The sequence below is a fragment of the Streptomyces sp. NPDC003327 genome, from assembly GCF_053589515.1.
Genome location: NZ_JBSFSA010000012.1, coordinates 78,674 through 103,995, shown reverse-complemented (window position 1 = coordinate 103,995; position 25,322 = coordinate 78,674). Strand labels below are relative to the sequence as shown.

Sequence of the window (25,322 nt, the reverse complement as noted above, 5' to 3'; positions counted from 1 at the left end):
CCCCCACCGATTCGCTAAGGACACCCGCCATGCACCGCGCATTGATCGTTGTGGACGTTCAGAACGACTTCTGCGAGGGCGGCAGCCTCGCGGTGACGGGGGGCGCGGACGTCGCCGCCGCGGTCACCGAGTTGATCGGCCAGGCGGCGGGCGCCGCGTACCAGCACGTGGTGGCCACCCGCGACCACCACATCGACCCGGGGGCGCACTTCGCCCCGGCGGGCGAGCAGCCCGACTTCGTCTCCTCCTGGCCGGTGCACTGCGTGGCCGGCACGGAGGGCGTCGGCTTCCACCCGAACTTCGCCCCCGCCGTCGCCAGCGGTGCCATCCAGGCGGTCTTCGACAAGGGCGCGTACGAGGCCGCCTACAGCGGCTTCGAGGGGTTCGACGAGAACGGGGACACGCTCGCCGCCTGGCTGCGCGCCCGGAACGTCAGCGAGGTCGACGTGGTCGGCATCGCCACCGACCACTGCGTGCGGGCCACGGCCCTGGACGCGGCCCGCGAGGGCTTCCGGACACGGGTCCTCCTGGAGCTGACCGCGGGCGTGGCCAAGGAGACGACGGACCGGGCGCTGGAGGAGCTGCGCGCGGCGGGCGTGGAACTCACGGGCCGCCCGGTGGTGGCCTGAGGCCGCCCGGGGCGGCCGGTCAGGCCGCGGGGGCCTTCGGGAGGGTGCGGACGGGGTGCCAGAGCTCCTGGCAGGTCGCGCGCCACAGCAGGCCCTCGGGGTGGTGGAGGACGGCCGTGATCTCGTCGGGGGTCGGCGGCTCGGTGTTGCCGCGCAGGTAGACGGCCCGCAGCCCGAGGTTCCGCAGCCTGGTCAGGGCGCGGGCGCGGTTCGCGGCGTGCACGAGGAAGCGGACGGTGGCGCCGTCGCCGGCCGGGCTCGGCAGGCCTATCGCGACGACGACGCTGCCTCCCGGCAGCTTGCAGAACCCTCCTGCGGGCATGCGGAATCACTCCCCCGTGAGTCGGTTGTCAATAAGGTGTCGGTCAGAGGCACCTAAACACGATCGGCCGCCGCCCGCTAGGGGGCGACGGCCGATCATGGTTTGACCTGTGGTGTTACCGATTACTTGGTCGACGGACCCACGCGGACCGTGATCGTCTGGCCGTTCAGCGGCTCCTTGACGACCTCGATCTTGGTGTTGGTGTCAGTTACCTGGACACCGGCGCGCTTCGTCTCCTCGAACCAGTACGTGCCCTTGCGGTCGTCGAAGACCGGGTTGCCGCGCTGCGACTTCACCCAGGCCGGGACGTCGGCCTTGTGGAGCTGGAAGGCGTCGGTCCGGTAGGTGCCGAAGGGCGCGTCGTACGACTGGACGCGGTTGCGCATCAGCGTGCCGTCGGTCCACTTCAGCGGGGTGGGGTGGGCGTCGATCGGAAGGATCAGCCCCTGGCCCGGGTGGACCGAGGTGTTGTTGTCCTTCTGGGACAGGTCCCACTTCCAGATGAGCAGACCGTTCTGGTACGGGTAGTGCTCGACCCAGCTGGACTTCTCGCCCGTGAAGCCGAAGTTGTACGGGCCGACCTTGAGGGTCGCGTCGTACGAGACGTACTGGCGGTTCTCCGCGATGTAGTACTGCTCGTACTCCTTCGTGAAGCCCTTGCCGACGCGCGAGAAGCCCTTCTTCACCCAGCCGTTGTCACCGTTCTCGGCGTTGTCCGAGAAGACGGCGGCACCGTCGGCGGTCAGCGTGATGGCGTCGGCGGTGAAGCCCTTGCCGCCCGCGCCGCCGTCCGTCTGGTAGCGGAAGCGGAGGTCGAACTTCTTGCCCGCGTACGCGTCCAGGTTGTAGACGAGCTTCTTGTGGGCGCCGGAGACGTCGGTCAGCGCCGGGGCGCCGGCCGCGTCGCGCGGGAGGGCCACGCCGTCGGCGGTTCCGTCCACGGCGGTCCAGTTGGCGCCGCCGTCGGTCGAGACCTCGGTGTACAGGTAGTCGTACTCGGCCTCGATGTCGTACCAGCCCTGGAGCTCCAGGGAGGCGGACGCCTTGCCGGTGAGGTCGACCGAGCGGGTCAGGGTGTTCTTGAGGTCGTCACCCATGTCGCTCCACCACTGGGTGGCGCCCTCGGCGGGCGCGACGATCTCGGTGGTGACGGCCTTCTTCGGCAGCTCGACGACGAGCGCCTGCGGGTTCTTGGTGTTGTACGCCGCGACGCCCAGCTTGTGGGTGGAGTTCCACTTGCGGGACTCGTTGCTCACCTTGGTGTAGTTGAGCCAGCCCAGCTGGAGCTTGTCCCAGGCGGTCATGTCGCCGGGCATGTCACCGATGGAGTCCTTGCCGAGGCCCAGCCAGGAGCCCGAGGACATCAGCGACCAGTAGCCGGTCGAGTTCTCGCCGCCCGCGGTGTCGTACAGGTCCGGCAGGCCGAGGTCGTGGCCGTACTCGTGGGCGAAGACGCCGAGGCCGCCGTTCTCGGGCTGCATCGTGTAGTCGCCGACCCAGATGCCGGTGTCGCCGATCGGGGTGCCGCCGGCCTTGTTGTTCGCGGGGCCGGTCTTGCCCGCGTTGGTGCCGTACGCGTACCAGCGGTGGGCCCACAGCGCGTCGCTGCCCTGGGCGCCGCCGCCCGCCGACTCGTCCTCGCCCGCGTGGACGATCTGGAAGTGGTCGATGTAGCCGTCGGCCTCGTTGAAGTTGCCGTCGGCGTCGAAGTCGTAGCGGTCCCACTGGTCGTACGCGGCCAGCTCGGACTTGATCTCGGCGTCGGTCTTGCCCTTGGCCTTCTGGTCGGCGACCCAGGCGTTCAGACCGTCGCGGACGGTGTCCCACACGTTGGCGCAGTTGCTCTGGCCGCAGTAGTTGGAGCCGTAACGGGCCTCGTTGTACGGGACCTTGACCCAGTCGGAGACGGTGCCTTCGACCGAGTAGCGGCCGGACGAGGTCTTCTCGTAGTAGGTCTTCAGCGAGTGCTTGGGCTGCCCCTTGGCGTCCTTGCCGGTGCCGAAGTACAGGTCCTGGAAGTGCTGCCGGTTGTAGTCCGCCTGCCAGGCCGTGGAGTTGTCCTTGGCGCGGTCGGGCTGGGCTATGCGGTTGTGCAGCGGGCCGGGCTCGCCGCCGAACTTCGGCTTGAGCTCGGTGGTGTCGTCGTCCTTGCGGTCGACCAGGGTCGTGGTGTCGACCTGGTCACCGAACTCGACGAGGATGGTGAAGATCTTGTCGGTCTTCTCGCGGCCGAGCTCGACGTACTTCTTGCTGTCGAGCTTGACGACCTGGGAGCCGCCGCGGCGCTCGACCGTCGCCTCGCCGCTGAGCACCTGCTCCAGAGCGGCCTTGCGCTGCTGCGCCTGCTGCTCGCTGAAGGGGCCCTCGAGGTCGTGGTCGACCGTGGTCTTCTCGGCTCCGTTGCCCGGGGCCGGGTCCTGGCGGACCTCCACGGGCGAGACGATCCCGTGGTCGTCGTCGGCCCAGGCGGTGGTGAAGGTCGAGGCGGTGGCGGCGGTGGCCGCGAGCGCCACGACGACTGCGGACGCTCGAATCGCCCGTCGTCTGTTGGTCACTTGATGTTGTCCTCCCCGGCGCCTCGCCCTCGGACCGAAGGTGGGGTGTCCGTCCGGCGGGGTCGCGCGTCACAAGTGACGACATTTGACCGGAGAGCGCCAAGAAAAGACAGATCTTGACTTGGGCCCACCAACTGCACTATGCGGGTTCGGATTTCCGACTATCGAACGCCCGGCGGGCGCACGACGACGGCCGGTCGAAGGTTCGGTGACTCCGTGCGCCCCTTGTGCTCCGGCACCGTGGGTAAGGTCACGCTTACCGGTCGTTCCCCCCGGGCATCCCCCGTCGTAGAGTCGACCGGGATGTCTTGAGGGGCGGTACGTGTCATGCAGCGTCCGAACGCCGCACAGCTCACCTGCGGTTCGGGGACCGTCGCGCTCGCGACCGTCGCCCTGCTGCTGCTCTCGGGTGCGACGACGACCCTCGGCATCGCCGCGATCTGCGTCGCCGGGCTGCTGCTCGGCGTCCTCGTGGCGGTGACGATGCCCGCACGGGCCCACTCCGTCAAGACCTCGGCCCCGGTCGCCTCATCCGCCTCCGGCTCCGGATCCGCCTGCGAATCCGCATCCGCCTCCGGAAACGACGAGATCCGGGTGCCGGGCCCGCGCGTGGGCGCGCGGGCCGGGTCCCGGACCGGTTCGTGACGGTCCGTCCCCCTCACTGGGGCACGGTCACCACCACGGTCTTCGCCGCCTTGTCGTGCAGACCCTGCTTGTAGGGCTTGTCGACCAGGATCAGGATGAGCAGGAGCAGCGGCCACAGACAGGCGCAGCAGATCAGCGCGGGCAGCCACAGCACGACGGCCCGCAGCAGCGACTGGCTCATCGGGGGCGTCGAGCCGTCGTTGAGCATCGCGACGCGCAGCTTCATCAGCTTCTTGCCGAGGGTCTGGCCGTTCTTCGCCGTCATCACCGTGTCGTACGCCACGTACGCGACGATCGTGAGGAGCTGGAAGACCAGCTGACTGCCGCCGTTGAGGCTGTTGACCGTGTCGCCGAAGTCGTTGCCGGTCTCCGTCGCCCGGTCGTAGACGTCGAACGGGATGCCGATGATCGCCAGCGGCACCGCGATGATCAGCCAGTCGATCAGCCGCGCCAGGACGCGTCGCCCGGAGTCCGCGAGCGGCGGCATCCCGGCGAGCGGATCGGCCCCGCCGTACCCGCCGCCGTAGCCGCTCCCGTACGGAGGCGGGGGCGGGGGCATGTTGTCGTACGGGTTGCCGCCCCCGGGCGTGGACCCCGGCGGCGTGCCGTACGGGGAGCCGTAGGGGCTCCCGGGCGGCGGGCCCCCGGGCGGCGGCTGGCCGCCCGACGGGGGCGGGGGCTCCTGCGGCCTCTTCCGGAACGGGTCGTCGTCGGGACGGTCGGGCGGCGGCTGGTCGGTGCTCATGGGGGCAGTGCATCCCGGGCCCGGTGCGCCCGCAAGGAATCACCGCCCGTTCGGGTGACCCCCCGTCAGGACTCCTGCGTACGGTGCCGCGGGGGATCCGGCGGGCGGTCCCGTCGGGGGGTGGGGCGGGCGGTCGGTCAGCGGGCCACGAAGGTCCGCGCCGCCTTGTCGTGCCAGCACTGGCGCCAGGGGCGGTCGAAGACGCACCAGAGGACGTTCAGGACCCCGATGACCAGCAGGCCGAGGAAGGTGTACGCCAGCCAGCGGCGCAGGGACCTGCCGAACGTCGGCGGCTCGTGCGCCTCGATGTCCCGCACCTGGACCCCGCACAGCTTCTTGCCGAGCGTCCGGCCCCACTTGGCCGTCGGCAGCGCCTCGTAGAGGAGGCCGAGGACGAGGAAGGCGGCCAGCGCGAGGCCGAACTGGACCGAGGTCGTCGAGTCCACCAGCCACACCTGGACGGTGACGCCGGACTGCCTGGCCGCCTCGATCTTGCCGTCGATGTGCTCCAGGGCGGCGGTCACGAAGGGGAAGGAGGCGCCGCCGACCAGCGCGCCCAGGACGAGCGTGTCGATCAGCCGGGCCACCAGCCGGCGCCCGAGCCCCGCGGGGCGGGCGGAGGCCTGCTCGCGGGCCGCGGCGAGGAACGGGTCGTCGACCGGCGGCTTCCACGGCACCACCGGCTGCTGCTCCTGCTCCTGCGGCGCGGGCCGCTGGGCCCAGGAGGGCCCGGGGGCGGGGGTCGGGGCCGGGGCGGGTGCGGGCTGGACCGGGGCGGGGACCGGGGCGGGCGCGGGCTGGGCCTGCTGCGGCTGGACCGGGGCCGGCGCGGGGGCGGGGGCGGGGGTCGGGACGGGCGGCGCGGGGGCCGGGGTCGGGGCCGGGGTGGCGATCGGGGTGACCGGCATGCCGCCGAGGCGGGCGGCTCCGGCCGTGCCCCGGGGGTCCGCCGGGGCCGCGGGCGCGGGGGCCGGTTCGCTGCCGCCCGCGACCGGCCACTCCGCCGGGGTTCGGGGGTCGGGGACGGCCGGCGCGGTGCGCACCGGGGCCTCGGGCGCGGGCGCCGCCTGCGGGGCCCGGGACGGGGCCGCCGCGGCCTCGGCCCTGGGCTCCGGGGCGCCCCAGGAGACCTTCTGGTCCCGCTCGCCGCCGAAGCCGCCCTGCCGGGAGGTGTCGGCCTGCCACGCGGAGGCGGGTTCCTGGGCCGCGGCCTCCTCCTCGTCGAAGAAGACGGGCCCGGTCTCCTCGACGGCCGCGGCGGCCACGGCCGGGTCCCGGCGCAGGGAGAGCGGCGCGAACGCCCCGGCGGCGGCCGACGGCCCGGGAGCCGGGGCGGAGGCCTGGGCCTGGGCGGGAGCGGGAGCGGGAGTAGGTGCGGGAGCGGGCGCCGGGGCCGGGCTCGGAGTCGGCATCGGTCCCGCGGGCGTCGCGGAGGCGGGCGGGTTCGGCGTCGCCTCGCCCTCCTTGGGCGCGGGCCGGCTCGTGCCGGGCACCCAGGCGGCCCCGTTCCAGAACCGGATGTATCCGGGAATGGACGGGTCCGGGTAGTACCCCGCCTGCGGTACCTCTTCGCCGCCTCCAGGAGGAGTAGCCACTGCCCCGACTCCGTTCAGTCACAACGCCGTTGAAACGCCTTCGATCCGCACGGCCGCGCGCCGGGCGTGCCGCGCCCAAGGAGGACAGTAACGAAGAACGTCCCCGAGGGATGAAAGAGCCCGCGAGAAAGCCCGCCTTCGAGCGACACGCCCCGGAATCGATCACTCCCCGTGATGTTCGGGCCGGGACTCGGGCCGGACATCGGGCCGGGGCAGCGGGCCGGATCTCGCGCCGGGAAAAACTTCCCGAAAAAAACTTCCCGAAGTCGCGTCATGAACGGCGTGGACCCCGCTCTCTCCAGGTGAAGGCCCGCACGGGGCCCGACCGCGAGAGGACGACACGAGATGCCGAACACCGACAACACCGCCAACGCCGCCAACACCTCCCACACCTCCCACACCGCCGTCGAGCGCGAGCTGGAACTGAAGCTGGTGCTCTCCCCCGAGCGCTCCGTCCCCGTCCCGGCCAGGCTCGCCTACCGCACCGACGACCCGTACGCCGTCCACGTCACCTTCCACATCGGCTCCGACCACCCGGTCCACTGGACCTTCGCGCGCGAGCTGCTCGTCGAGGGCGTCTTCCGGGCCTGCGGCCACGGCGACGTCCGGATCTGGCCGACGAAGCTCGACGGCCACGGCGTCGTCCTGATGGCGCTCTCCTCGCCCGACGGCGACGCGCTGCTCGAAGCCCCCTCGGCGCAGGTGTCCGCCTGGCTGGAGCGGACCCTGCGCGCGGTCCCGCCGGGCACCGAGACCGAGCGGCTCGGCATCGACGACGGGCTGGCCGAGCTGCTCGCCACCACCGTGGCCGCCGACGACCTGTGGCTGCGGGACCCGTGGCCGTCGGACGAGTCGCAGGACGGCGAGCTGTGAGCCGCGTCGTACGGCACCTCACCCTCGTACGGGACGGGTCAGAAGACCTTGCCGGGGTTGAGCAGGCCCAGCGGGTCGAAGGTCCGCTTGATCCCGCGCTGCAGTTCGAGGCCGACCGGGCCCAACTCCCGCGCGAGCCACTCCTTCTTGAGGACCCCCACCCCGTGTTCGCCGGTGATCGTGCCACCGAGGGCGAGGCCGAGCGCCATGATCTCGTCGAACGACTCCCGCGCCCGCCGCGACTCGTCCTCGTCGGTGTGGTCGAAGCAGACCACGGGATGGGTGTTGCCGTCCCCGGCGTGCGCGCAGACGCCGATGGTCAGGTGGTACTTCTCCGCTATCGCCGCCGTGCCGTCGAGCATCTCGGCGAGCCGCGTCCGGGGCACGCAGACGTCGTCGATCATCGTCGCCGACGCGATCGACTCCAGGGCGGTGAGGGAGAGCCTGCGGGCCTGCAGGAGGAGTTCGGACTCGGCGGCGTCGGCGGCCGGGACGACCTCCGTGGCGCCCGCGGCCGAGCACAGCTCCCCGACGGCCGCCAGCTCGGCGGCCGGGTCCGGGGTGTCGAAGGCGCACAGGAGCAGCGCCTCGGTGGTGTCGGGGAGGCCCATGTGGGCCAGGGCGTTGACCGCCCGGACCGTGGTGCGGTCCATCAGTTCGAGCAGCGAAGGGGTGTGTCCGGCCTCGATGATCGCGCAGACGGCGGCGCAGGCCGCGGCCGCGGACGGGAACTCGGCGGCGAGCACGAGCTGGGCCGGCGGCTGCGGCCGGAGCGCGAGCACGGCGCCGACGACGATGCCGAGGCTGCCCTCGGAGCCCACGAACAGCCGCGTCAGGTCATATCCGGCGACGCCCTTGGCCGTGCGGCGTCCGGTGCGCAGCAGCCGGCCGTCGGCGAGGACGACGTCGAGGCCGAGGACGTACTCGGCGGTGACCCCGTACTTGACGCAGCACAGGCCTCCGGAGGCGGTGCCGATGTTCCCGCCGATGGTGCACGTCTCCCAGCTGGACGGGTCCGGCGGGTAGTACAGGCCCCGCTCGGCGACGGCCCGTGACAGGACGGCGTTGACGACGCCCGGTTCGACGACGGCGACGCGGTCGACGGTGTCGATCTCCAGGATGCGGTCCATCTTGACGAGGGAGAGCACGACGCAGCCGTCGGAGGCGTTGGCGCCGCCGGACAGACCGGTGCGGGCGCCCTGCGGGACGACCGGGACGCGCAGCGCGGTGGCGGTCCGCATGACGTGCTGGACCTGTTCGACGGTGCGCGGGAGCACGACGGCCGCGGGGGTGCCGGCCGTGCAGAAGCTCGCCATGTCGTGGGCGTAGGAGGCCGTCACGTCGGGGTCGGTGAGGACGGCGTGGTCGGGGAGCCCGGCGCGCAGCCGCTCCACGAGGTCGTTCCGCTGAAGATCGTCCATGGTCCCAGCGTGACACCCGGGGCCATCGGTGTGAACCCGCCGGGGCGGGCGCTTCGTGTGCTCTTCGTACGGGCGCGGGCGGGGCCACAGTGAGCGCCATGAAGACCCAGAACGTGTCGAGGGCGGTGCTCCTCTCCGGCGTGGGCGCGGTGCTCGCGGCCACCGCGCTGGTGTACGCCCCCCACTTCGTCGACCAGGGGCCGCCGCCCCCGCCGGGACCGGCCGAGCGGGCCGTGATCGCGGCGCACGCCGGGGCGCAGGCCGCGCTGCCCGACCTGGTGGCGCTCATCGGGGGCCGGGAGAAGTGGCTGCGGGCCCATCCGGGGGACGACGCGTCCTGGGCCGTGCTCGGCGCGGCCTACACGGAGCGGGGCACCCGCCTCGGAGACGTACGGGACTACCCGAGGGCGGAGCGGGCCCTGCGGCGCTCCCTGGCCGAACGCCCCGCCGCCGAGGGGAACGTGGACGCGCAGCTCGGCCTCGGGGCGCTCGCGGGGGCGCGCGGCGACTGGAACGCGGCCAAGCGGTGGGGGGAGCAGGTCCGGAAGGCCGCGCCGAAGCGGTGGACGGCGTACCCGGTGCTCATCGACGCCTACAACGGGCTGGGCGACTACCCGGCCGCCCGCAAGGCGATGGAGTCGCTGGAGGAGCTGCACGACGGCTCCGCCGTGCGGGCGCGGGCCGCGCAGACCTACCGCGACCGCGGCTGGCGGGAGGACGCGGGTGCGGCCGCCCTCGACGCGGCGGCGCTCGCCGAGAACGGCGCCGCCAAGGCGGCGGCGCTGGCCCGGCTCGGCGACCTGGCCTGGGAGCGGGGCGAACCGGCCGAGGCCCTCGCCCAGTACGGGACGGCGCTGCGGCTCGTACGCGACCACGGGCCGTCCCTGGCCGGCCGGGCCCGGGCGCTCGCCGCGCTCGGCCGCACGGACGACGCGCTGCGGGACTGGCGGGCGGCGATCGGGCGGCTGCCGCTGCCCGAGTACCTCCTGGAGGCCGGCGAACTCGCCGAGTCCCTGGGCCTCGACGCGGACGCGGAGGCCTGGTATGAGCGGCTGCGGACGGGCACCTGGGTCCGGGCCGAGGTCCCGCTCGCCCTCCTCGACGCGGATCACGGCGACCCGGCGGCGGCGGTGGTCCGGCTGCGCGCCGAGTGGGCGCGGGGGCACCGGTCGGTGCAGGTGGCGGACGCGCTGGGGTGGGCGCTGTTCCGCGCGGGCGAGCCGAAGGAGGGCCTGGAGTACGCGAAGCGGGCCACGGACGAGGGGCTGCGCAGCGCGCTGTTCGCCTACCACCGCGGCGAGATCGAGCGGGCCCTGTCGCTGGCGGGCCCGGCGCGCCGCCACCTCGCGGAGGCGCTGCGCGTCAACCCGGCGTTCTCGCCGCTGCTGGCCCCGCGGGCCGAGAAGGCCCTCGCGGCCCTGGGCGACCTCCCGACGGACCTCCCGACGGACCTTCCCCCGGAGCTCCGCCCGGGGCGGTCCGGTGCGGCGGTGGCTCCCGCCTCGGCTCCGGACCGTCCGACGGCGGCTCCAGCGGCGGCTCCGGCGGCGCGGGGACCGGCGCCCGCGGCCGGGGACGACCGTCCGGCCACGGACGACCGTCCGACCGCCGACGACCGTCCGACCGCGCCGGGGGCCTCGCCGAACCCGGGGGCCGAGCCGGCCCCGTAACGCACGCCTCGGTCCCGCGCACCCCCGTGCGGGCGCGGGACCGAGGACGGGATCAGGCGGTCTAGAGGTTGCCGCGCTTCTCCTGCTCGCGCTCGATCGCCTCGAAGAGGGCCTTGAAGTTGCCCTTGCCGAAGCCCATCGAGCCGTGGCGCTCGATCATCTCGAAGAAGACGGTCGGACGGTCCTGCACCGGCTTGGTGAAGATCTGCAGCAGGTAGCCGTCCTCGTCGCGGTCGACGAGGATCTTCAGCTCGCGCAGGGTCTCCACGGGCACGCGGGTCTCGCCGGCCCACTCGCCGAGGGTGTCGTAGTACGAGTCGGGGGTGTCGAGGAACTGGACGCCCGCCGCGCGCATGGAGCGCACGGTGGCGACGATGTCGTTGGTGGCGAGGGCGATGTGCTGGACGCCGGCGCCGCCGTAGAACTCCAGGTACTCGTCGATCTGCGACTTCTTCTTCGCGATCGCCGGCTCGTTGATCGGGAACTTCACCTTGAGGGTGCCGTCCGCGACGACCTTCGACATGAGCGCCGAGTACTCGGTCGCGATGTCGTCGCCCACGAACTCCTTCATGTTCGTGAAGCCCATGACCTTGTTGTAGAAGCCGACCCACTCGTTCATCTTGCCGAGCTCGACGTTGCCGACGCAGTGGTCGATGGCCTGGAAGGTGCGCTTGGCCGGCGGCTCGACGATCGGGTTCGCGGAGACGAAGCCCGGCAGGTAGGGGCCGGTGTAGCCGGAGCGCTCGACGAGGGTGTGGCGGGTCTTGCCGTACGTCGCGATGGCGGCGAGGACGACAGTGCCGTGCTCGTCCTTGACCTCGTACGGCTCGTCGAGGCCGGTGGCGCCGTGTTCGACGGCGTAGGCGTACGCGGCACGGGCGTCCGGGACCTCGATCGCCAGGTCGACGACGCCGTCACCGTGCTCGGCGACGTGCTCGGCGAGGAAGCGGCCCCGGTCGGTGGAGGCCTTGATGACGGAGGTGAACACGAAGCGGGCGGCGCCGTTGGTGAGGACGTAACTGGCGGTCTCGCGGCTGCCGTTCTCCGGTCCGGAGTACGCGACGAGCTTCATGCCGAAGGCCGTGGAGTAGTAGTGCGCGGCCTGCTTGGCGTTGCCGACGGCGAAGACGACCGCGTCCATGCCCTTCACCGGGAAGGGATCGGCCTCGCGCGCGGTGGTCGGGGTGGTGTGGATGGTCTCAGTCATGGAAGCAATGTCGCTCCGCTCGGCAAGGTGCGCAATAGTTTGCTGCGGGGCTGGTCAATCTGTACAGCGCAGGGGCAGGATCGGCGGACGACTTGCACATCCTGACCATCGGGAGGCCCTCGTGGCGATCGATCATTTGGACGGCCGGCTGCTCGCGCTCCTGGCGCGCGAGCCGCGGATAGGCGTCCTGGAGGCCTCGCGGCGCCTCGGCGTGGCGCGCGGGACGGTCCAGGCGCGACTGGACCGGCTCCAGGCGAGCGGCGTGATCAGGGGGTTCGGCCCTCAGGTGGACCCGGCGGCGCTCGGGTATCCCGTGACGGCGTTCGCGACGCTGGAGATCAAACAGGGACAGGGCGCGGACGTCCGGGGTCACCTCGCGACGGTGCCGGAGGTCCTGGAACTGCACACGACCACGGGCCACGGGGACATGCTCTGCCGACTGGTGGCCCGGTCGAACGCGGACCTGCAACGGGTGATCGACAAGGTGGTGGCGTTCGAGGGGATCGTGCGGGCCTCGACGGCGATCGTGATGGAGAACCCGGTGCCGCTGCGGATCATCCCGCTGGTGGAGCAGGCGGCGAGCGGGGAGCCGCTCTCGTAGCCCCGCAGGCGCTGCGGCGACTCCGCAAAGAACCTATTGCAAAGAACTCCTTGCACAACCTTCTTTGCAACTCTACGCTTGCGACATGCCCGAGCCGGAGGAACTCCCGAGCCACACCCTGGACCCGCGCTCCCTGCGCGGGCTCGCCCACCCGCTGCGCATCCAGCTCCTGCGCGCCCTGCGGCGCAGCGGTTCCGCCACCGCCTCCCAACTCGCCGAGCGCCTCGGGGAGTCCAGCGGCGCCACCAGCTACCACCTGCGCCAGCTCGCCGCGCACGGCTTCGTCGAGGACGACCCCACGCGCGGCAAGGGCCGGGAGCGCTGGTGGAAGGCGACCCTGCAGAGCACGACGGTCGACGAGTCGCTCTACAAGGACGCGGACCCCGAACTCCGGGGCGCCATCGCGGTCTACAGCCACGAGATCGCCACCATTCACGCCCAGGAGCTGAACACCTACCTCGGCACCCGGCACGACTGGCACGAGAGCTGGCTCGGCGCCTCCGACATGAGCGACTTCACCCTGCGGCTGCCGCCCGAGAAGCTGCGCGAGCTCGACCGGCGCATCCACGCGCTCATCGACTCCTACCGGGACGTCCCCGAGCAGGACGCCCCCGACGCCGCGCGCGTACGGATCCACCTCCACGCGTTCCCGCAGCACGAGGAGTGAGCACCGGGCGGCGCCCCGGCGCCCCCACCGCAGGGAAACCCCGCATCCCGCACGGAAGGAACCCCGCACCATGCATGCCGACATCCACCTGACGCTGCACGCCCTGACCGCCGCCGAACTCCACCGCGCCGCGGACCACTCGGCCGGGGCCCCGTCCCCCTCCCCCGCCGCGTCCTCCCTCCGCGTCCAGCTGGGCTGGCGGCTCGTCGAACTGGGCCTGCGCCTGGCCACCCCCGTCGACCGCCCCGTGGGCCTCGCGGCATGACAGGGCCGCACCCGGCTGCTGCCCGGTGTCACCCTGATGGTGAGGGTGACCAACGGCCTCGACCAGAGCTGGACCGCGGTGCTGCTCCCGCTCCACGCCCGCGAGGAGCTCGGCGGCCCCGCCGCGCGGGGCCTGCTCGTCTCGGTCTTCGGCGGCTGCGCCCTCGTCGGCGCCCTCCTCTACGGCGCGGTGGGCAGCCGCTTCCCGCGCCGGGCGGGGCTCACGGCGTCGCTGCTCGCGGGCGGGACGCTCTACCTGCTCGCCACGCTCTCTCCGCTCGTCTTCCCGTCCCCACTGACGGCATCGGCGGCACTGACGGCAGCGACGGCCCTGACGACAGCAGGAAGCTCAGCAGGACGGAACCTTCGACTCCTGCCCCTGCTCCAGGGCCCGCAGGGACGACACCGCGTCGCTGAGGGCCGTCACGGGGACGAGCCGCATCCCCTTCGGCAGCTCCGCCTCCGCCTCCGAGCACTCCGCCTTCGGCACGAGGAAGACCGTGGCCCCGTCCCGGGCGGCGGCCTGCGTCTTCAGCGACACGCCGCCGACCGCGCCGACCGTCCCGTCGGCCTCGATGGTGCCCGTACCGGCGACGGTCCGGCCGCCGGTGAGGTCACCGCCGTCGCCGTCGCCGACGAGCTTGTCGACGATGCCGAGGGAGAAGAGCAGCCCGGCGCTGGGCCCGCCGACGTCGGCGAGGTGCAGGGTGACCTTCACCTGCTCCGGGTCCTTCTTCAGGTAGCCGAGGGCGGCGAGGGTGGCCGCGTCCTGCGACTGCTTCATCTGGCCGAGGTTGTGCTTCTCGATCTCGGCGTCGGACTTCCCCGGCGGGAAGACGGAGTCGCGCGGCAGGACGGCCCGGTCCGTGCGGAACCAGGCGTCGGCGACGTCGCCGAGGTCCACGTCCGTCGAGGGCCCGGTGGCGATGATCGTCGTCATCAGCATCTTGCCCTCGGGCTGCCGGACCGGGGCGCCGCTGATCGTGATGACCTCCTGCCCCTTGTCCTCACCGAGCACGTCGGCGGTCGTACCGGGCTGTGCGATCGAGTACGGCAACGGCGCCAGCCCGACGACGGCGAAGAGCGCGGCGACGGGCAGGGCGCAGAGCGCGAGCGCACGGGGACGGGAGAGACTGGAGAGCACGCACCCAATCTACTGGGGCGCACGCCGAGGGCGGCGCCCCAGGGGCGGCCGCGGGCGGGTGCCGCGGGCGGATGCCGGGCGACGCACGAGCCCGCAGCGGCACGAGCGCGCGCCGCACGCCGGCGACAGCCGCGCAGCCGCACGACCGCGCAGCCGAACGACCGCGCGCCCCACGAGCCCGTGCCCGCGCCCCCTACGTCGTCCCCGCGCCGGCCGCCCCGGCGTCAGCGCAGGGCGTCGGAGACCTCGCGGGCGGCGTCGAGCACGCGCGGGCCGACCCGTTCCGGCACCGCGTCCGCGAGCATCACCACACCGACGCTGCCCTCTATGCCGGTCACCCCGACGAGCGGCGCGGCGGCGCCGCTGGCGCCCGCCTCCAGCTCCCCGTGGGTGAGCGTGTACGTGGGCTCGGCCAGGCCGCCCTGCCGGGCGGAGAGGATCGCGCGCCCCGCGGCGCCCCGGTCGAGCGGGTGCCGGAAGCCCGCCCGGTAGGCGACGTGGTAGTCGGTCCAGGTCGGCTCGACGACGGCGACGGCGAGCGCCTCCGCCCCGTCGACGAGCGTCAGGTGGGCCGTCGCGCCGATGTCCTCGGCGAGCGAGCGCAGCGCGGGCAGCGCCGCCTCCCGCACCAGGGGGTGGACCTGGCGGCCGAGCCGGAGCACGCCGAGGCCGACGCGGGCACGTCCGCCGAGGTCGCGGCGGACGAGCGCATGCTGTTCGAGGGTGGCGAGCAGTCGGTAGACGACCGTCCGGTTCACCCCGAGTCGGTTGGACAACTCGGTCACGGTCAGCCCGTGATCGGTGTCGGCGAGCAGTTTGAGGACTCTGAGTCCCCGGTCGAGCGTCTGGGAGGTCTCCGCGGTCACGACGCCCTCTCCTTCGGAGTGAGTGGCGGCGGGCTCCCACGGGGTTGCGACGCCGGTCCCGTCGGCGACGCACGTCAGAGGCCGCCGGCAGGAAGGGGTACACCGGCTGCGCTCCGCGGCGGCGCTGCCACGGGGCGTTTGCTTTGAGCCGGGACAGTAGCGACCCGCTCCGCTCAGCGGAAGACCTCGTCCAGAATCCGGGCGTCGGCGACCGGATAGAGACGGTTCGGGACCTAAGTCGGCCTGACGAGGGACTTTGGCCGACAAGATCGCCTTTTTCGACCCCGTACGTGGGGGGTGTGCGGGGACCGACCGTGGGAGCCGGTCCCCGGCACGGCGTCCGCGCGCGGGACCGGTGGACGTCCGCGGGGGCGGCACGCCCGAGGCCCGTACGAACGTCGTCGTACGGGCCTCGTCGCCGTCTCTCGGGCCCTGGGGTCCCTTCGGGTCCCTGCAGCGGGTCCCCGGGGGTCACCGCATGCGGGTGGCCCACTCCTGCACCTTCTTGATCCGCTCGCGGATCTGCCCGGCGGTGGCCTCGGCGCTCGGCGGGCCGCCGCAGACGCGCCGCAGCTCGGTGTGGATGACCCCGTGCGGCTTGCCGCTCTGGTGGACGTACGCGCCGACCATCGTGTTGAGCTGCTTGCGCAGTTCGAGCAGCTCCTTGTGGGAAACGACGGGCCGCCGCTCGGCCGGAAGCTCCAGGAGGTCGGCCTCGCTGTCGGGCCGCTTGCGGCTGTGCGCGATCTGCCGGGCCTGGCGCTTCTGGAGGAGCAGCTGCACCTGGTCGGGTTCGAGGAGGCCGGGAATGCCGAGGTAGTCCTGCTCCTCCTCGCTGCCGGGGTGCGCCTGCATGCCGAACTCGGCGGCGTTGTAGAGGACGCGGTCGAAGACGGCGTCGGACTCCAGGGCCTCGAAGGGCAGCATGTCCTGCTCGCCGGTGTCCTCGTCCTGCTGCTTCTCCGCCTCCGCGAGCTCCTTCTCGGACTCGGCGTACGGGTCCTCCTCGCCCTCCTTCTTGGGCTTGTCGAGGACGTGGTCGCGCTCGACCTCCATCTCGTTGGCGAAGCCGAGGAGGCTGGGGATCGTCGGAAGGAACACGGAGGCGGTCTCGCCGCGCCTGCGCGATCGCACGAAGCGACCGACGGCCTGGGCGAAGAAGAGGGGCGTGGAGATGGTCGTCGCGTACACGCCGACGGCGAGACGGGGAACGTCGACGCCCTCGGACACCATGCGGACGGCGACCATCCAGCGGTCGTTGTTCTCGCTGAACTCGTCGATGCGGTTCGAGGCGCCGGCGTCGTCGGAGAGGACGACGGTGGCCTTGGTGCCGGTGATCTCGCGGATCAGCTTGGCGTACGCGCGGGCCGAGTCCTGGTCGGAGGCGATGACGAGGCCGCCCGCGTCCGGGATGGACTTCCTGACCTCGGTGAGCCGCTGGTCGGCGGCGCGCAGCACGTTCGGCATCCAGTCGCCGCGCGGGTCGAGGGCGGTGCGCCAGGCCTGCGAGACGGCGTCCTTCGTCATCGGCTCGCCGAGGCGGGCGGCGATCTCGTCGCCGGCCTTGGTGCGCCAGCGCATGTTGCCGCTGTAGGAGAGGAAGATGACGGGGCGGACGACGCCGTCGCCGAGGGCGTTGCCGTAGCCGTACGTGTAGTCGGCCGAGGAGCGCCGGATGCCGTCGTTGCCCTCCTCGTACGTCACGAAGGGGATGGGGTTGGTGTCGGAACGGAACGGGGTGCCGGTGAGGGCGAGGCGCCGGGTGGCGGGCTCGAAGGCCTCCAGGCAGGCCTCGCCCCAGGACTTGGAGTCTCCGGCGTGGTGGATCTCGTCGAGGATGACGAGGGTCTTGCGCTGTTCGGAACGGTTGCGGTGGAGCATGGGCCGCACGCCGACACCCGCGTAGGTGATGGCGACCCCGTCGTACTCCTTGCTCAGCGGCCCGGCGCTGTAGTCCGGGTCCAGCTTGATCCCTATCCGCGCCGCGGCGGCCGCCCACTGCTTCTTCAGGTGCTCGGTGGGGGCGACGACGGTGACCTGCTGCACGACGTGGTGGTGCAGCAGCCAGGAGGCGAGGGTCAGCGCGAAGGTGGTCTTGCCGGCGCCGGGCGTGGCGACCGCGAGGAAGTCACGAGGCTGCTCCTGGATGTACTTCTCCATGGCCCCCTGCTGCCAGGCGCGCAGCTTGTTGGCGGTGCCCCAGGGGGCGCGGCCGGGGAAGGCGGGAGAGAGGTGGTGTGAGGAGGTGGCGGTGGTAGTCACGATCTCCGGTTCGACGCTCGTCCAGATATGACAACCGGGCCACCCTACCGGTGGGCTCGCCCCGGCCGCCCCCGCGCGAGGGTGTGGCGGGGCGTCTTGAGAGAGTCCTCACAGCTTCCGCCGCCCGGCACGGACGGCTTCCGCCGGGCGGCGCGGACGGCTTCCGCCGGGCGGCGCGGACGGCTTCTACCAGGCGGACCCGTCAGGCGGCGGGGCGCCCGTCAGGCGGCCGGGCGGACCCGTCAGGCGGCGGGGCGGGAGGGGGCGTGGAGCCGGGTGGCGACCCAGGCGCCGCCCGCCGCCACGGCCGCCATCGGCAGGAACACCGCCGCGAAGGCGACCGGGTGGGAGCCGGTGGTGGCGGCGGCCGACTCCGCGTGGGAGGCCACCCCGTGGCCGACCGCGCCGCCGCCGAGGGCGGCGAAGGCGGCGCCGCCCGCGGCGAGGAGCAGCACGTTCGAAAGGCCGTCCGAGATCTGGAGGGCGGCCGAGTTGGCGCCGGCCTCCTCCGGGGCGGAGAGCTTCATCAGGAGCACGCTCGTCGAGGCGATCACGACGCCCATGCCGAGGCAGCCGAAGGCCCAGGCGACCGCGACCACCCACACCGGCACGGCCGTGACGAGCACGCTCGGCGCCGCGGCGATGGAGAGGGCGACGAGGACCATGGCGAGGACGACGAGCCGCTCGCGGTACGGCTCCGTCCACGGCCGGGACTGGATCCAGGAGCCGAGCGCCCAGGTGAGGCCGCCGACGGCGAGCGAGAGCCCGGCGAGGGTCACGCTCAGGCCGCGCTGGGTGACCAGCATCAGCGGCACGAACGACTCCGCGGCGATGAAGGACCCGGCGGCGACGCCGCGCAGCAGGACGACCGAGGGCAGCCCGCGGGCGGCCCGTGCGGTGCCGCGCGGCAGGAGCCCGCGGACGGCCGGGACGAGGAGCGCGGCGCCCCCGAGGGCGGGGGCCAGCGAGAGCCAGCGCAGCTCCTGCCCCGCGTACTGGAGCAGTCCGGCGCCGGCCGAGATGCCGAGCGCGAGCCGGATGCGGCGCCGGTCCCAGGGGGCGACGGGCGCCTCGGGGTCGGCGGGCCCCGAGGCGGTGCGGCGGATCGCGGGGAGGGCGAGGGCGAGCGGCAGGACGACCAGGGCGGGTATGCCGACGAAGACCCAGCGCCAGCCGAGGTGCTCGGTGATCGTCCCGGCGGCCAGCGGCCCGACGACCGAGGGCACGACCCAGCCCGCGGCGAAGGCGGCCATGATCGCGGGCCGCAGGTGTTCGTCGTAGGCGCGGCTGACGACGACGTACAGGGCGACGATGACGAGTCCGCCGCCGAGGCCCTGCACGGCCCGCCCCAGGATGAAGAGCCACATGGCGCCGGCGGTCCCGGAGAGGAGCAGTCCCGCGGCGAAGGCGCTGATGCCGGCGGTGAGGGGCGCGAGGGGCCCGCTGCGGTCGGACCACTGCCCGGCGAGGACCATGGCGAAGAGGCTGGTGGTGAAGTACGCGGAGAAGGCGAAGGCGTAGAGGGGGATGCCGTCCAGCTCGCGGGCGGCGACGGGCATGGCGGTGCCGACGGCGGTCGCCTCGAAGGCGATGAGCAGGACGACGGAGACGATGCCGATGCTGAGCGCCCGGTGCGCCGGATCGAGGACGGACCCCTTGGTGCCGATGTCGTCCTGCCGTACGGATCGGGGGGCTGCGGCAGGGTCCGGGGCGTCGGCATCGACGTCGGCGTCGGCGTCGGCGTCGGCGTCGCGGGGTTCGAGGGCGCTCATCCCCCCAGGGTAAGAGGTGAAGCGCGGGATGACCCCTGTCAGGAGTCCCGGCCGCTCTCGGCCCTTCGACGTACGACCATGAACGCGCTGTTGCGGCGGTGTGGCAGTCGCGTGGCACGGCCCCCGGAACCCTTGAGCCCCTTCCGCCCCCGCCCTACGGTCGTCACCGAAGCACCAACACCCGACCGTGTGCCCGAGTGGTTGAGGGGCTCGCCTGCAAAGCGAGTGACGTGGGTTCGATTCCCGCCACGGTCTCCAAGCGTCCGGAACGATCTCCCGCCCGGGACTCACGGAACCTTCACATCCGCCCTGCGGCTGTGCCACAGTCCGCCCATGAGCGATCAAGGCAGACGGAAGCTGGCCACCCTCGCCGGCGTGGCCCTCGCCGCGGGGCTGCTGCCGGGGATCACCCTGGGCACGGGCACGGCCGAGGTCATCCTCTCCGTCCTCGTCCCCACCCTCGTCCTGGTGGTCCTCAACCAGCTGGTCCACGTCGGCCCCTCCGGCCGCGTTCCGCTGCCCGCGCTGGGCGTCTTCGGCCTGATCGGATACGCCCAGGACGCCCTGATCTGGTGGCTGATCTCCTGGCTCGGCCCCAAGATCGCCCCGCTCCACGTCGAGGGCGTCGCGACGATCCTCCTGGCGGCCCTGATCACCCGCACGACGCTCCTGCTCGCCTCCCAGCTCGCCCCGGCCCCGGAGACGGCCGAGGACTGAACGCTCCCGGGCAGCGAGCCCCCCGGCCCGGCTACTTCTCGCCCTTCCACTTCTTCACCTGGAAGACCGGCTCCTCGGGCAGCCCGGCGTTGTCCTCGCAGCCCAGCTCCTTCACGACCGCCAGGGTCACGGAGTGCAGGACGGTGAGGTACGCCTCGCGGGTGGCGGGGGTGTTGGCGGGATAGCTGCCCTTGGTCGACTTGTCGAACCTGAGCACGCTCCCGATGGGAGTCGGCTGCTTGTCCGACCCCTGCAGTCGCGGGCTGGTGCACCCGACGAAAAGGTGGGCCGACTTGTTGTCCGTGCTCGATTCCTGGCCCATGCCGTAGAGGTATCGCCCTTGGGCCGTCCACTTGGTGCCGTCGTCGTACAGGTCGCCGTCCCGGTACAGCGTGAAGTTGATCCGGACCTCGTTCTTCGGGGTGGCGTCGGCAGTGACCTCGCACATCGCGCGATGGCCAGGCGGCCTGCCTTCCCTCGACCAATCCTCGATGACCTCGTTGACCGTCCGCTCCAGACCGCCACTCCCGTCCTCCGAGAACTTCTTCGTGGCGAGCACGGACTCAAGCGCTCCAGCCGCCGCGGGCGAGAGCGTGCCGTCGCACTGCTGGGCCGCGGTGACGCGAGGCGGCTGCTCCTCGTCGCCCCCACAGGCCGTGAGCAGGCCGAGCGCGAGCACGGTCGACACGGACGCGGACGCTCTTCTCATGAAGTCCATCGGGTTCCTCAGGGCGAGAGCCTCTCCGGCACGGTGATCTTCTCGGCACACCCGAGCAGCGTCCTGGTGTTCTCCGCGAGCGACTTCAGCAACTGGTCCGTGGACACGGACCGGCTCCTTCGGTCCTTGTCGGCCACGGAGACCTGGAGGGGCAGCGCCTCGCCCTGCCCGGATCGGGTGCCGGGGACCGTACACGGCGTGATCAGGGGGTGGCCGTCGACCCCCTCGCGGCGGTCGAGGTAAACCCCCTTCGCGACCTCGCGGAAGTCACGCGCGTACTTGCCTTCGCGCACGAAGTCCACGCCGTACGTCGACCAGCCGACCGTGGCGTTGACCCAGGCTTCCTTCCCGTCGACCCGCCCCTTGATCTGGCAGGGGCGGAACGTCGTACGCGAGAGCCTGTCCGTGTCGGGGTTCCAAGCCTGCGCTTCCGCGAGCATCCGCTCCTTCATCTCGGTGAGCGAGCGGTCGTGCGGCTGGAAACCGTCCCCGAGGTCGACCCGAAGCGCCTCGACGTGGGCCGCCCCGAACACCTGCCCGCAGTTCTTCAGGGCAGCCGGTGACACGGCCTCGGCGTCCTTCCCCGGGCCACCGTCGCCGTCCCCGTCGCCGGAGCACCCGGTCAGCAGCAGGACGGCTGCCAGACCGCCCCCAGCGATCCTCCACAGCCCGCGCGTATCGCTCACTGTCCGCCGCCTCGCTCGGTGCTCCGTCGAGTCGCTCGGCCCGGCTACTTCTCGCCCTTCCACTTCTTCACCTGGAAGACCGGCTTCTCGGGCAGCCCGGCGTTGTTCTCGCAGCCCAGCTCCTTCACGACCCGCAGTGCTACGGAGTGCAGGACGGTGAGGTACGCCTCGCGGGTGGCGGGGGTGTTGGCGGGCAAGGCGCCCTTGGACGGCTTGTCGAACTCAAGGAAGACCTGGATGGGTGCCGGCTCCTCGTCCGACCCCTTCATGCGGGGGCTGGAGCACCCCAGGAAGAGGTGTGCGCTCTTGTTGTCCGCGCTTGCTTCCCGGCCCATCCCGAAGAGATACCGGCCATTGGCCGCCCAGTCCGTGCCGTCGTCGTAGCGGTCGTCCTGCTCGTACAGCCGGACCTCGACGCTGACACCGCGCCGCGGACTCTCGGCGGTTTCGACCTCACACATCGGAGGAACCCCCGGCCCCCTGCCCGGTTCGGCCTGATCGGCGATCAGGTCCGCGACCGCCCGCTCCAATCCGGTGCCACTCCACTGGACCGCCTCAGTGCCCAGCACCGACTCCACTGCCCCGACCGCCCCGGGCGACAGCGTCCCGTCGCACTTCTGCGCGACCTGCGGTTCGTCCTCGCCTCCTCCGCAGGCGGTGAGGAGCAGCAGCCCGAAGGCCAGTGCCGTCGAAACGGAGGCGGACGCTCTTCTCATCGTGTTCCTCAGGATCCTCGTGGAGTCGGGCTGCCGGCGGCGGATCAGCCGGTCTCGGGGGCGTTGCCGGTCTGCCTGGCGTGGGCGTTGCCATTCATATAGCCGTTGCTCACGGACTCGATCATGTCCTGACGGAAGTCGCTGCTCACCTGGGTGCCGTGCAAGGTCAGGAACCGCTCCATCGGCGACTCTGCGCTGTACCGGCCGGCCGTGTACATCGCCTTGTTGCTCTCGTGGATCTCGTCCTCGGTCTTGTCCTTGTGGTCCTCGATCGACTTGTCCGACCAGTCGCCGATGACCTGCCCGGCGAGCTGCTCCATGACGCCCGAGCCGGTGTCGACCGCGAGCGGTACGAGGACGGCCGCGGTACCGACCGCGGCGGTGGCCGGCAGGAAGGCGACACCAGCCGCGATGCCCACCGTCGCACCGAGCTCCACCCAGCCGGCCTTCGCCTGCGCCGCCTTCTCGTACTCCTCGTGCTTCTTCATGCCCTCGGCCTCGACCTGAGCGCCCCGGGACTCGTCGAGGAGGCCCTGCAGGGTGGCCCCGGTGAATACGGTGGCCCGCGCGCGCCCCTCGTCGATCTTGCCGTCCGGGCCGACCTGCGCCTCGAGCACGCTGGTGGTGTGCAGACGTTCGGCGGTGGAGACCGTGGCATAGGCGTCCGGGTGCTGGCCCAGAGTGCTCAGGAAGTCGACCGTCGCCTGCCGTCCGAACTGGGCGTGGGCCGCATTGTCCTTCGTCGGCGAGAAGGGACTGTCCGTGGCGTTCTTGTCCAAAGCCCAGTTGAGGTCGTCGATGTACCCGGCGCCCATGTTGCCGAGGCTGTCCGCCAGCGGTGACTGCCACTTCTTGAGCAGCTCGGCGTCACCGCCGTACTTCGAGACGACCTCCGTCATGATCTTCGCCGAGTCCGCGTCGCGCTTCAGCTCCGGCGTCGGGTCGTCCCACGCGTGGCCGAGCGTCGCTGCCTCCAGGGCGTGGCCGAGGGCGTCCGGCATGTAGTCCGCCGACTTCTTGGCGTCGTCGGGGTCGTGACCGTCGATGTCGGGGAAGAAGGTGTAGTCCTTGTTGGCGAAGTAGTCCAGGTAGCTGACCTGGTTCTCCTCCTTCTTGGGGTCCAGGTCCACCGTCCCACCGACGCTGCCGTCCTTGTTGTAGGACGTCGGCTCCTTCGAGAAGAATTCCTTCGCCGCCTCCGGGCTGTGCCCCAGCGCCTCCAGCATCGAGACCATCGGGTCGAAGCCGGCGCCGTTCACGCCCGACGGGTTGTACTGGTTCTGGAGCCCGCCGGCGATCATCGGCTTGCTGTTGGCGAAGAGGTACGGGTCCTTGGCGTGGAGCTGGGTGACGTGCTCCGCGATCGGGACCAGGAACTTCTTGTCGTACTCGCCGTAGCGCATGATGCCGCCGAGCAACTGGTAGCCGAACGCCGGGTTGTTGTCGTACTTCACCAGCGGGATGCGCTCCGTGCCGAGCTTGCGCATGTCCGCGGACCACTTGTCCGTCCACGCGTCGCCGCCCTGCGTGGCGGTGGCGAGGTTGAGGCCCAGGTTCTTCTGGAGGGCCTGGACGTCGGCGAGGCGTTCCTTGTCGACCTTCGTGTAGTCGTACGTGTCGGTCGACAGCTGGCCGAAGAACTCCAGGGACCCCTTGGGGCCGAGACCGTCGTAGAAGGTCCGGGAGAACTCCTTGGAGCCGCTGTTGTCCTTCAGCAGCTCGTTGAGGCGCACCAGCTCCTCGTGCGAGATGTCCCGGCCCTTCTTGGCCAGGTCGACGGCGCGCTGCGCCTCCTCGGCGTCGAGGCTCGTGTACTTCGGGCCGCTGAAGTTGTGCTTGTCGGCGGTGTTGTTGGCGCGCAGCGCGTTGGAGCAGGCCACGTCGGCCTCGTCGCAGACCTCGATGATGGCCTTGATCCGCTGCTCCATCGCCTGGATCGCGGCGCGCTCCCGGCGGACGGCGTCCTGGAAGTCGGGGTCGTGCCGGGCGCCCTGGTCCTTGGTCTCGGAGAGGGGCTCCTTGGCGGCGACGGTGCCGTCCGACTTCACGAAGAAGCCTTGTTCGGGGGCCTCGGTGTCGACGATCCTCTTGAGGTCGTCCTGCGCCTTCTTGAAGTTCTTGTAGCCGTCCTCGAGGACCTTGTGGATGCCGTCGGCGGCCTTGGCGGCGTCCTCGAACTCCTTCGCCGTCTTGTCCACGAAGGGCTTGGTCACCTCGGCGTTCACGCCGCGCCAGTACTCGTCCTTGGCCTTCGCGGCCATCGTCGTACGGGCGTCCTCGGCGAGCCTGTCGAGCTTGCCCTTCATCTCGGACCAGTCGTCGGCCGCGGCCTTCAGCTTGCCGAGCGGCGCGTGGTAGACGTTGTCGTAGGTCAACACAGCTGGTCCCCCGCCTACTTCAGGTATTCGTTGATCTTGGACGCGGCGAGGGCCGCCCGGATGTCTTCCTCTTCCTTGGCGTGGGAGGCCGCGCTGTAGTCGAGGTGGTTGGAGATGTTGGCGCAGGCGTCGAGGAGCGTGTTCAGCTGGGACGCCCAGGTCTCCTGGACGGCGGACATCGCGGAGCCGGTGCGGAAGCCGTTGCTGGACATCGTCGTCGCCGATTCGGAGGTGGCGGTACGGGCGTGGTTGCCGTCCTTGGCGAGCCGGCCGTGCAGGGCGTAGGCGGCGCTGCCGATGGCGCCGAGCTTGTCCTGGTCGACGCTGAGGTCCGCGTTGCCGCCGCCACCGCCGGAGTCGGGGGCGACCTGGTTGAGCCTCATGCTCACGCTGGTCGCGGACGTGGACCGGACGGACGCCCACTCCTCTTCGAACGACATGCTCTCCCCCGTGGCGGTGTGGCGGTGTGGCGGTAGTTCCGAGTGTCTCTGATCGTTCCGGCTTCGCCTCCGCAAGTTTCGCGCTCGCGGAATCACCGCGATCGTAGTCCCCTGGGCGGTTGTTCGAGCACTCACCACCGGGAAATCCCGGCCACCTCCGAGATCTTCACGACCGCACGGCCCGCTTCACCTTCGCAACCCGGACAGCCCGGACTTTCCGCTTCCCTTCCCCTTCCCTTCCCCGCCAGCCCGTCGGCGCCCGGCAACGGCCGTCCCCCCGCGCCTCGATAGGCTCGTACCGCCCCCGTCGTCACGGGGCGCCTGAACGGACGGGGGACGGACACGTGGAGCACGCGCGCACACGGGAGGAACGGCCGGGGCGGGAGCGAAGGCCGGCCCGGGAGGAACGGCCGGCCCGGGAGGAACGGC

The 25,322-nt window shown here is 72.0% G+C and carries 23 protein-coding genes and 1 tRNA gene; 9 read left to right on the top strand and 15 right to left on the bottom strand.

The genetic code is table 11. The features are described 5' to 3' along the window. Window positions 1-29 precede the first annotated feature (29 nt). On the top strand, window positions 30-629 hold the full coding sequence (locus tag ACWDVG_RS13880; RefSeq protein WP_451699346.1) for a nicotinamidase: 600 nt from the start codon (window positions 30-32) through the stop codon (window positions 627-629). 19 nt (window positions 630-648) lie between these two features. Here the strand turns inward: ACWDVG_RS13880 and ACWDVG_RS13875 are convergent, their stop codons facing one another. Continuing rightward, the gene (locus ACWDVG_RS13875) at window positions 649-951 is read right to left on the bottom strand and encodes a hypothetical protein (RefSeq protein ID WP_451699345.1); all 303 of its coding nucleotides are present in this window, start codon (window positions 949-951) and stop codon (window positions 649-651) included. A gap of 122 nt (window positions 952-1,073) precedes the next feature. Further along, the gene (locus ACWDVG_RS13870) at window positions 1,074-3,506 is read right to left on the bottom strand and encodes an immune inhibitor A domain-containing protein (protein ID WP_451699344.1); all 2,433 of its coding nucleotides are present in this window, start codon (window positions 3,504-3,506) and stop codon (window positions 1,074-1,076) included. 327 nt (window positions 3,507-3,833) lie between these two features. Between ACWDVG_RS13870 and ACWDVG_RS13865 the strand changes: the two genes are divergently transcribed. Next, window positions 3,834-4,151: a hypothetical protein gene (locus ACWDVG_RS13865; protein WP_451699343.1), complete on the top strand. Its 318-nt coding sequence runs from the start codon at window positions 3,834-3,836 to the stop codon at window positions 4,149-4,151. A gap of 13 nt (window positions 4,152-4,164) precedes the next feature. Here ACWDVG_RS13865 and ACWDVG_RS13860 read toward each other — a convergent pair whose 3' ends face one another. Both ACWDVG_RS13860 and ACWDVG_RS13855 read right to left on the bottom strand, forming a co-directional pair. Then, window positions 4,165-4,896 carry an RDD family protein gene (locus ACWDVG_RS13860; protein ID WP_451699341.1) on the bottom strand — a complete coding sequence of 244 codons (732 nt, stop codon included), beginning with the start codon at window positions 4,894-4,896 and terminating at the stop codon, window positions 4,165-4,167. A 137-nt stretch (window positions 4,897-5,033) separates the two neighbouring features. Continuing rightward, complete coding sequence (locus tag ACWDVG_RS13855; protein WP_451699340.1) at window positions 5,034-6,491, bottom strand: RDD family protein; 1,458 nt, start codon at window positions 6,489-6,491, stop codon at window positions 5,034-5,036. A gap of 345 nt (window positions 6,492-6,836) precedes the next feature. Between ACWDVG_RS13855 and ACWDVG_RS13850 the strand changes: the two genes are divergently transcribed. Further along, a complete protein-coding gene (locus tag ACWDVG_RS13850; protein ID WP_451699339.1) occupies window positions 6,837-7,364 on the top strand; it encodes an SsgA family sporulation/cell division regulator in 528 nt (175 codons plus the stop codon). A gap of 38 nt (window positions 7,365-7,402) precedes the next feature. Here the strand turns inward: ACWDVG_RS13850 and ACWDVG_RS13845 are convergent, their stop codons facing one another. Further along, complete coding sequence (locus tag ACWDVG_RS13845; RefSeq protein ID WP_451699338.1) at window positions 7,403-8,785, bottom strand: FAD-binding oxidoreductase; 1,383 nt, start codon at window positions 8,783-8,785, stop codon at window positions 7,403-7,405. Between the two features lie 98 nt (window positions 8,786-8,883). On the opposite strand from ACWDVG_RS13845, the gene ACWDVG_RS13840 reads away from it, so the two are divergent. Continuing rightward, complete coding sequence (locus ACWDVG_RS13840; protein WP_451699337.1) at window positions 8,884-10,455, top strand: tetratricopeptide repeat protein; 1,572 nt, start codon at window positions 8,884-8,886, stop codon at window positions 10,453-10,455. 61 nt (window positions 10,456-10,516) lie between these two features. On the opposite strand, the gene hppD is transcribed toward ACWDVG_RS13840, so the two are convergent. Beyond that, on the bottom strand, window positions 10,517-11,662 hold the full coding sequence (gene hppD, locus ACWDVG_RS13835; RefSeq protein WP_451699336.1) for a 4-hydroxyphenylpyruvate dioxygenase: 1,146 nt from the start codon (window positions 11,660-11,662) through the stop codon (window positions 10,517-10,519). A gap of 121 nt (window positions 11,663-11,783) precedes the next feature. Here hppD and ACWDVG_RS13830 point away from each other — a divergent pair, with 121 nt between their 5' ends. From ACWDVG_RS13830 to ACWDVG_RS13820, 3 genes are all read left to right on the top strand, one after another. After that, complete coding sequence (locus ACWDVG_RS13830; RefSeq protein ID WP_451699335.1) at window positions 11,784-12,263, top strand: Lrp/AsnC family transcriptional regulator; 480 nt, start codon at window positions 11,784-11,786, stop codon at window positions 12,261-12,263. Between the two features lie 85 nt (window positions 12,264-12,348). Beyond that, the gene (locus ACWDVG_RS13825; protein ID WP_451699334.1) at window positions 12,349-12,930 is read left to right on the top strand and encodes an ArsR/SmtB family transcription factor; all 582 of its coding nucleotides are present in this window, start codon (window positions 12,349-12,351) and stop codon (window positions 12,928-12,930) included. A gap of 70 nt (window positions 12,931-13,000) precedes the next feature. Then, window positions 13,001-13,195 carry a hypothetical protein gene (locus ACWDVG_RS13820; RefSeq protein ID WP_451699333.1) on the top strand — a complete coding sequence of 65 codons (195 nt, stop codon included), beginning with the start codon at window positions 13,001-13,003 and terminating at the stop codon, window positions 13,193-13,195. Window positions 13,196-13,543: 348 nt separating this feature from the next. On the opposite strand, the gene ACWDVG_RS13815 is transcribed toward ACWDVG_RS13820, so the two are convergent. The 4 genes from ACWDVG_RS13815 to ACWDVG_RS13800 form a co-directional block, all read right to left on the bottom strand. After that, entirely contained in the window at window positions 13,544-14,338 is a 795-nt protein-coding gene (locus ACWDVG_RS13815; RefSeq protein WP_451699332.1) for a S16 family serine protease, read from the bottom strand. 224 nt (window positions 14,339-14,562) lie between these two features. Further along, window positions 14,563-15,204, bottom strand: coding sequence for an IclR family transcriptional regulator (locus ACWDVG_RS13810; RefSeq protein WP_451699331.1), 642 nt, complete (start codon window positions 15,202-15,204; stop codon window positions 14,563-14,565). Window positions 15,205-15,675: 471 nt separating this feature from the next. Next, a complete protein-coding gene (locus ACWDVG_RS13805) occupies window positions 15,676-17,466 on the bottom strand; it encodes a DEAD/DEAH box helicase (protein ID WP_451699330.1) in 1,791 nt (596 codons plus the stop codon). Between the two features lie 242 nt (window positions 17,467-17,708). Next, a complete protein-coding gene (locus ACWDVG_RS13800) occupies window positions 17,709-19,238 on the bottom strand; it encodes an MFS transporter (RefSeq protein WP_451699329.1) in 1,530 nt (509 codons plus the stop codon). A 183-nt stretch (window positions 19,239-19,421) separates the two neighbouring features. Here ACWDVG_RS13800 and ACWDVG_RS13795 point away from each other — a divergent pair. Together ACWDVG_RS13795 and ACWDVG_RS13790 are read left to right on the top strand one after the other, a co-directional pair. After that, window positions 19,422-19,496 (top strand) — tRNA-Cys (locus tag ACWDVG_RS13795). 75 nt (window positions 19,497-19,571) lie between these two features. Continuing rightward, window positions 19,572-19,955, top strand: coding sequence for a hypothetical protein (locus ACWDVG_RS13790; RefSeq protein WP_451699328.1), 384 nt, complete (start codon window positions 19,572-19,574; stop codon window positions 19,953-19,955). Window positions 19,956-19,986: 31 nt separating this feature from the next. Here the strand turns inward: ACWDVG_RS13790 and ACWDVG_RS13785 are convergent, their stop codons facing one another. The 5 genes from ACWDVG_RS13785 to ACWDVG_RS13765 are packed head-to-tail and all read right to left on the bottom strand — an operon-like array spanning window position 19,987 to window position 24,893. Further along, window positions 19,987-20,643 carry a hypothetical protein gene (locus tag ACWDVG_RS13785; protein ID WP_451699327.1) on the bottom strand — a complete coding sequence of 219 codons (657 nt, stop codon included), beginning with the start codon at window positions 20,641-20,643 and terminating at the stop codon, window positions 19,987-19,989. Between the two features lie 38 nt (window positions 20,644-20,681). After that, window positions 20,682-21,359, bottom strand: a complete 678-nt coding sequence (locus ACWDVG_RS13780; protein WP_451699325.1) for a hypothetical protein — start codon at window positions 21,357-21,359, stop codon at window positions 20,682-20,684. Window positions 21,360-21,403: 44 nt separating this feature from the next. After that, window positions 21,404-22,075 carry a hypothetical protein gene (locus ACWDVG_RS13775; protein WP_451699324.1) on the bottom strand — a complete coding sequence of 224 codons (672 nt, stop codon included), beginning with the start codon at window positions 22,073-22,075 and terminating at the stop codon, window positions 21,404-21,406. A 44-nt stretch (window positions 22,076-22,119) separates the two neighbouring features. Then, window positions 22,120-24,453: a hypothetical protein gene (locus ACWDVG_RS13770; protein WP_451699323.1), complete on the bottom strand. Its 2,334-nt coding sequence runs from the start codon at window positions 24,451-24,453 to the stop codon at window positions 22,120-22,122. A gap of 14 nt (window positions 24,454-24,467) precedes the next feature. After that, window positions 24,468-24,893 (bottom strand): hypothetical protein, encoded by a 426-nt coding sequence (locus tag ACWDVG_RS13765; protein ID WP_451699322.1) that lies wholly within the window; start codon window positions 24,891-24,893, stop codon window positions 24,468-24,470. Window positions 24,894-25,322: the final 429 nt, after the last annotated feature.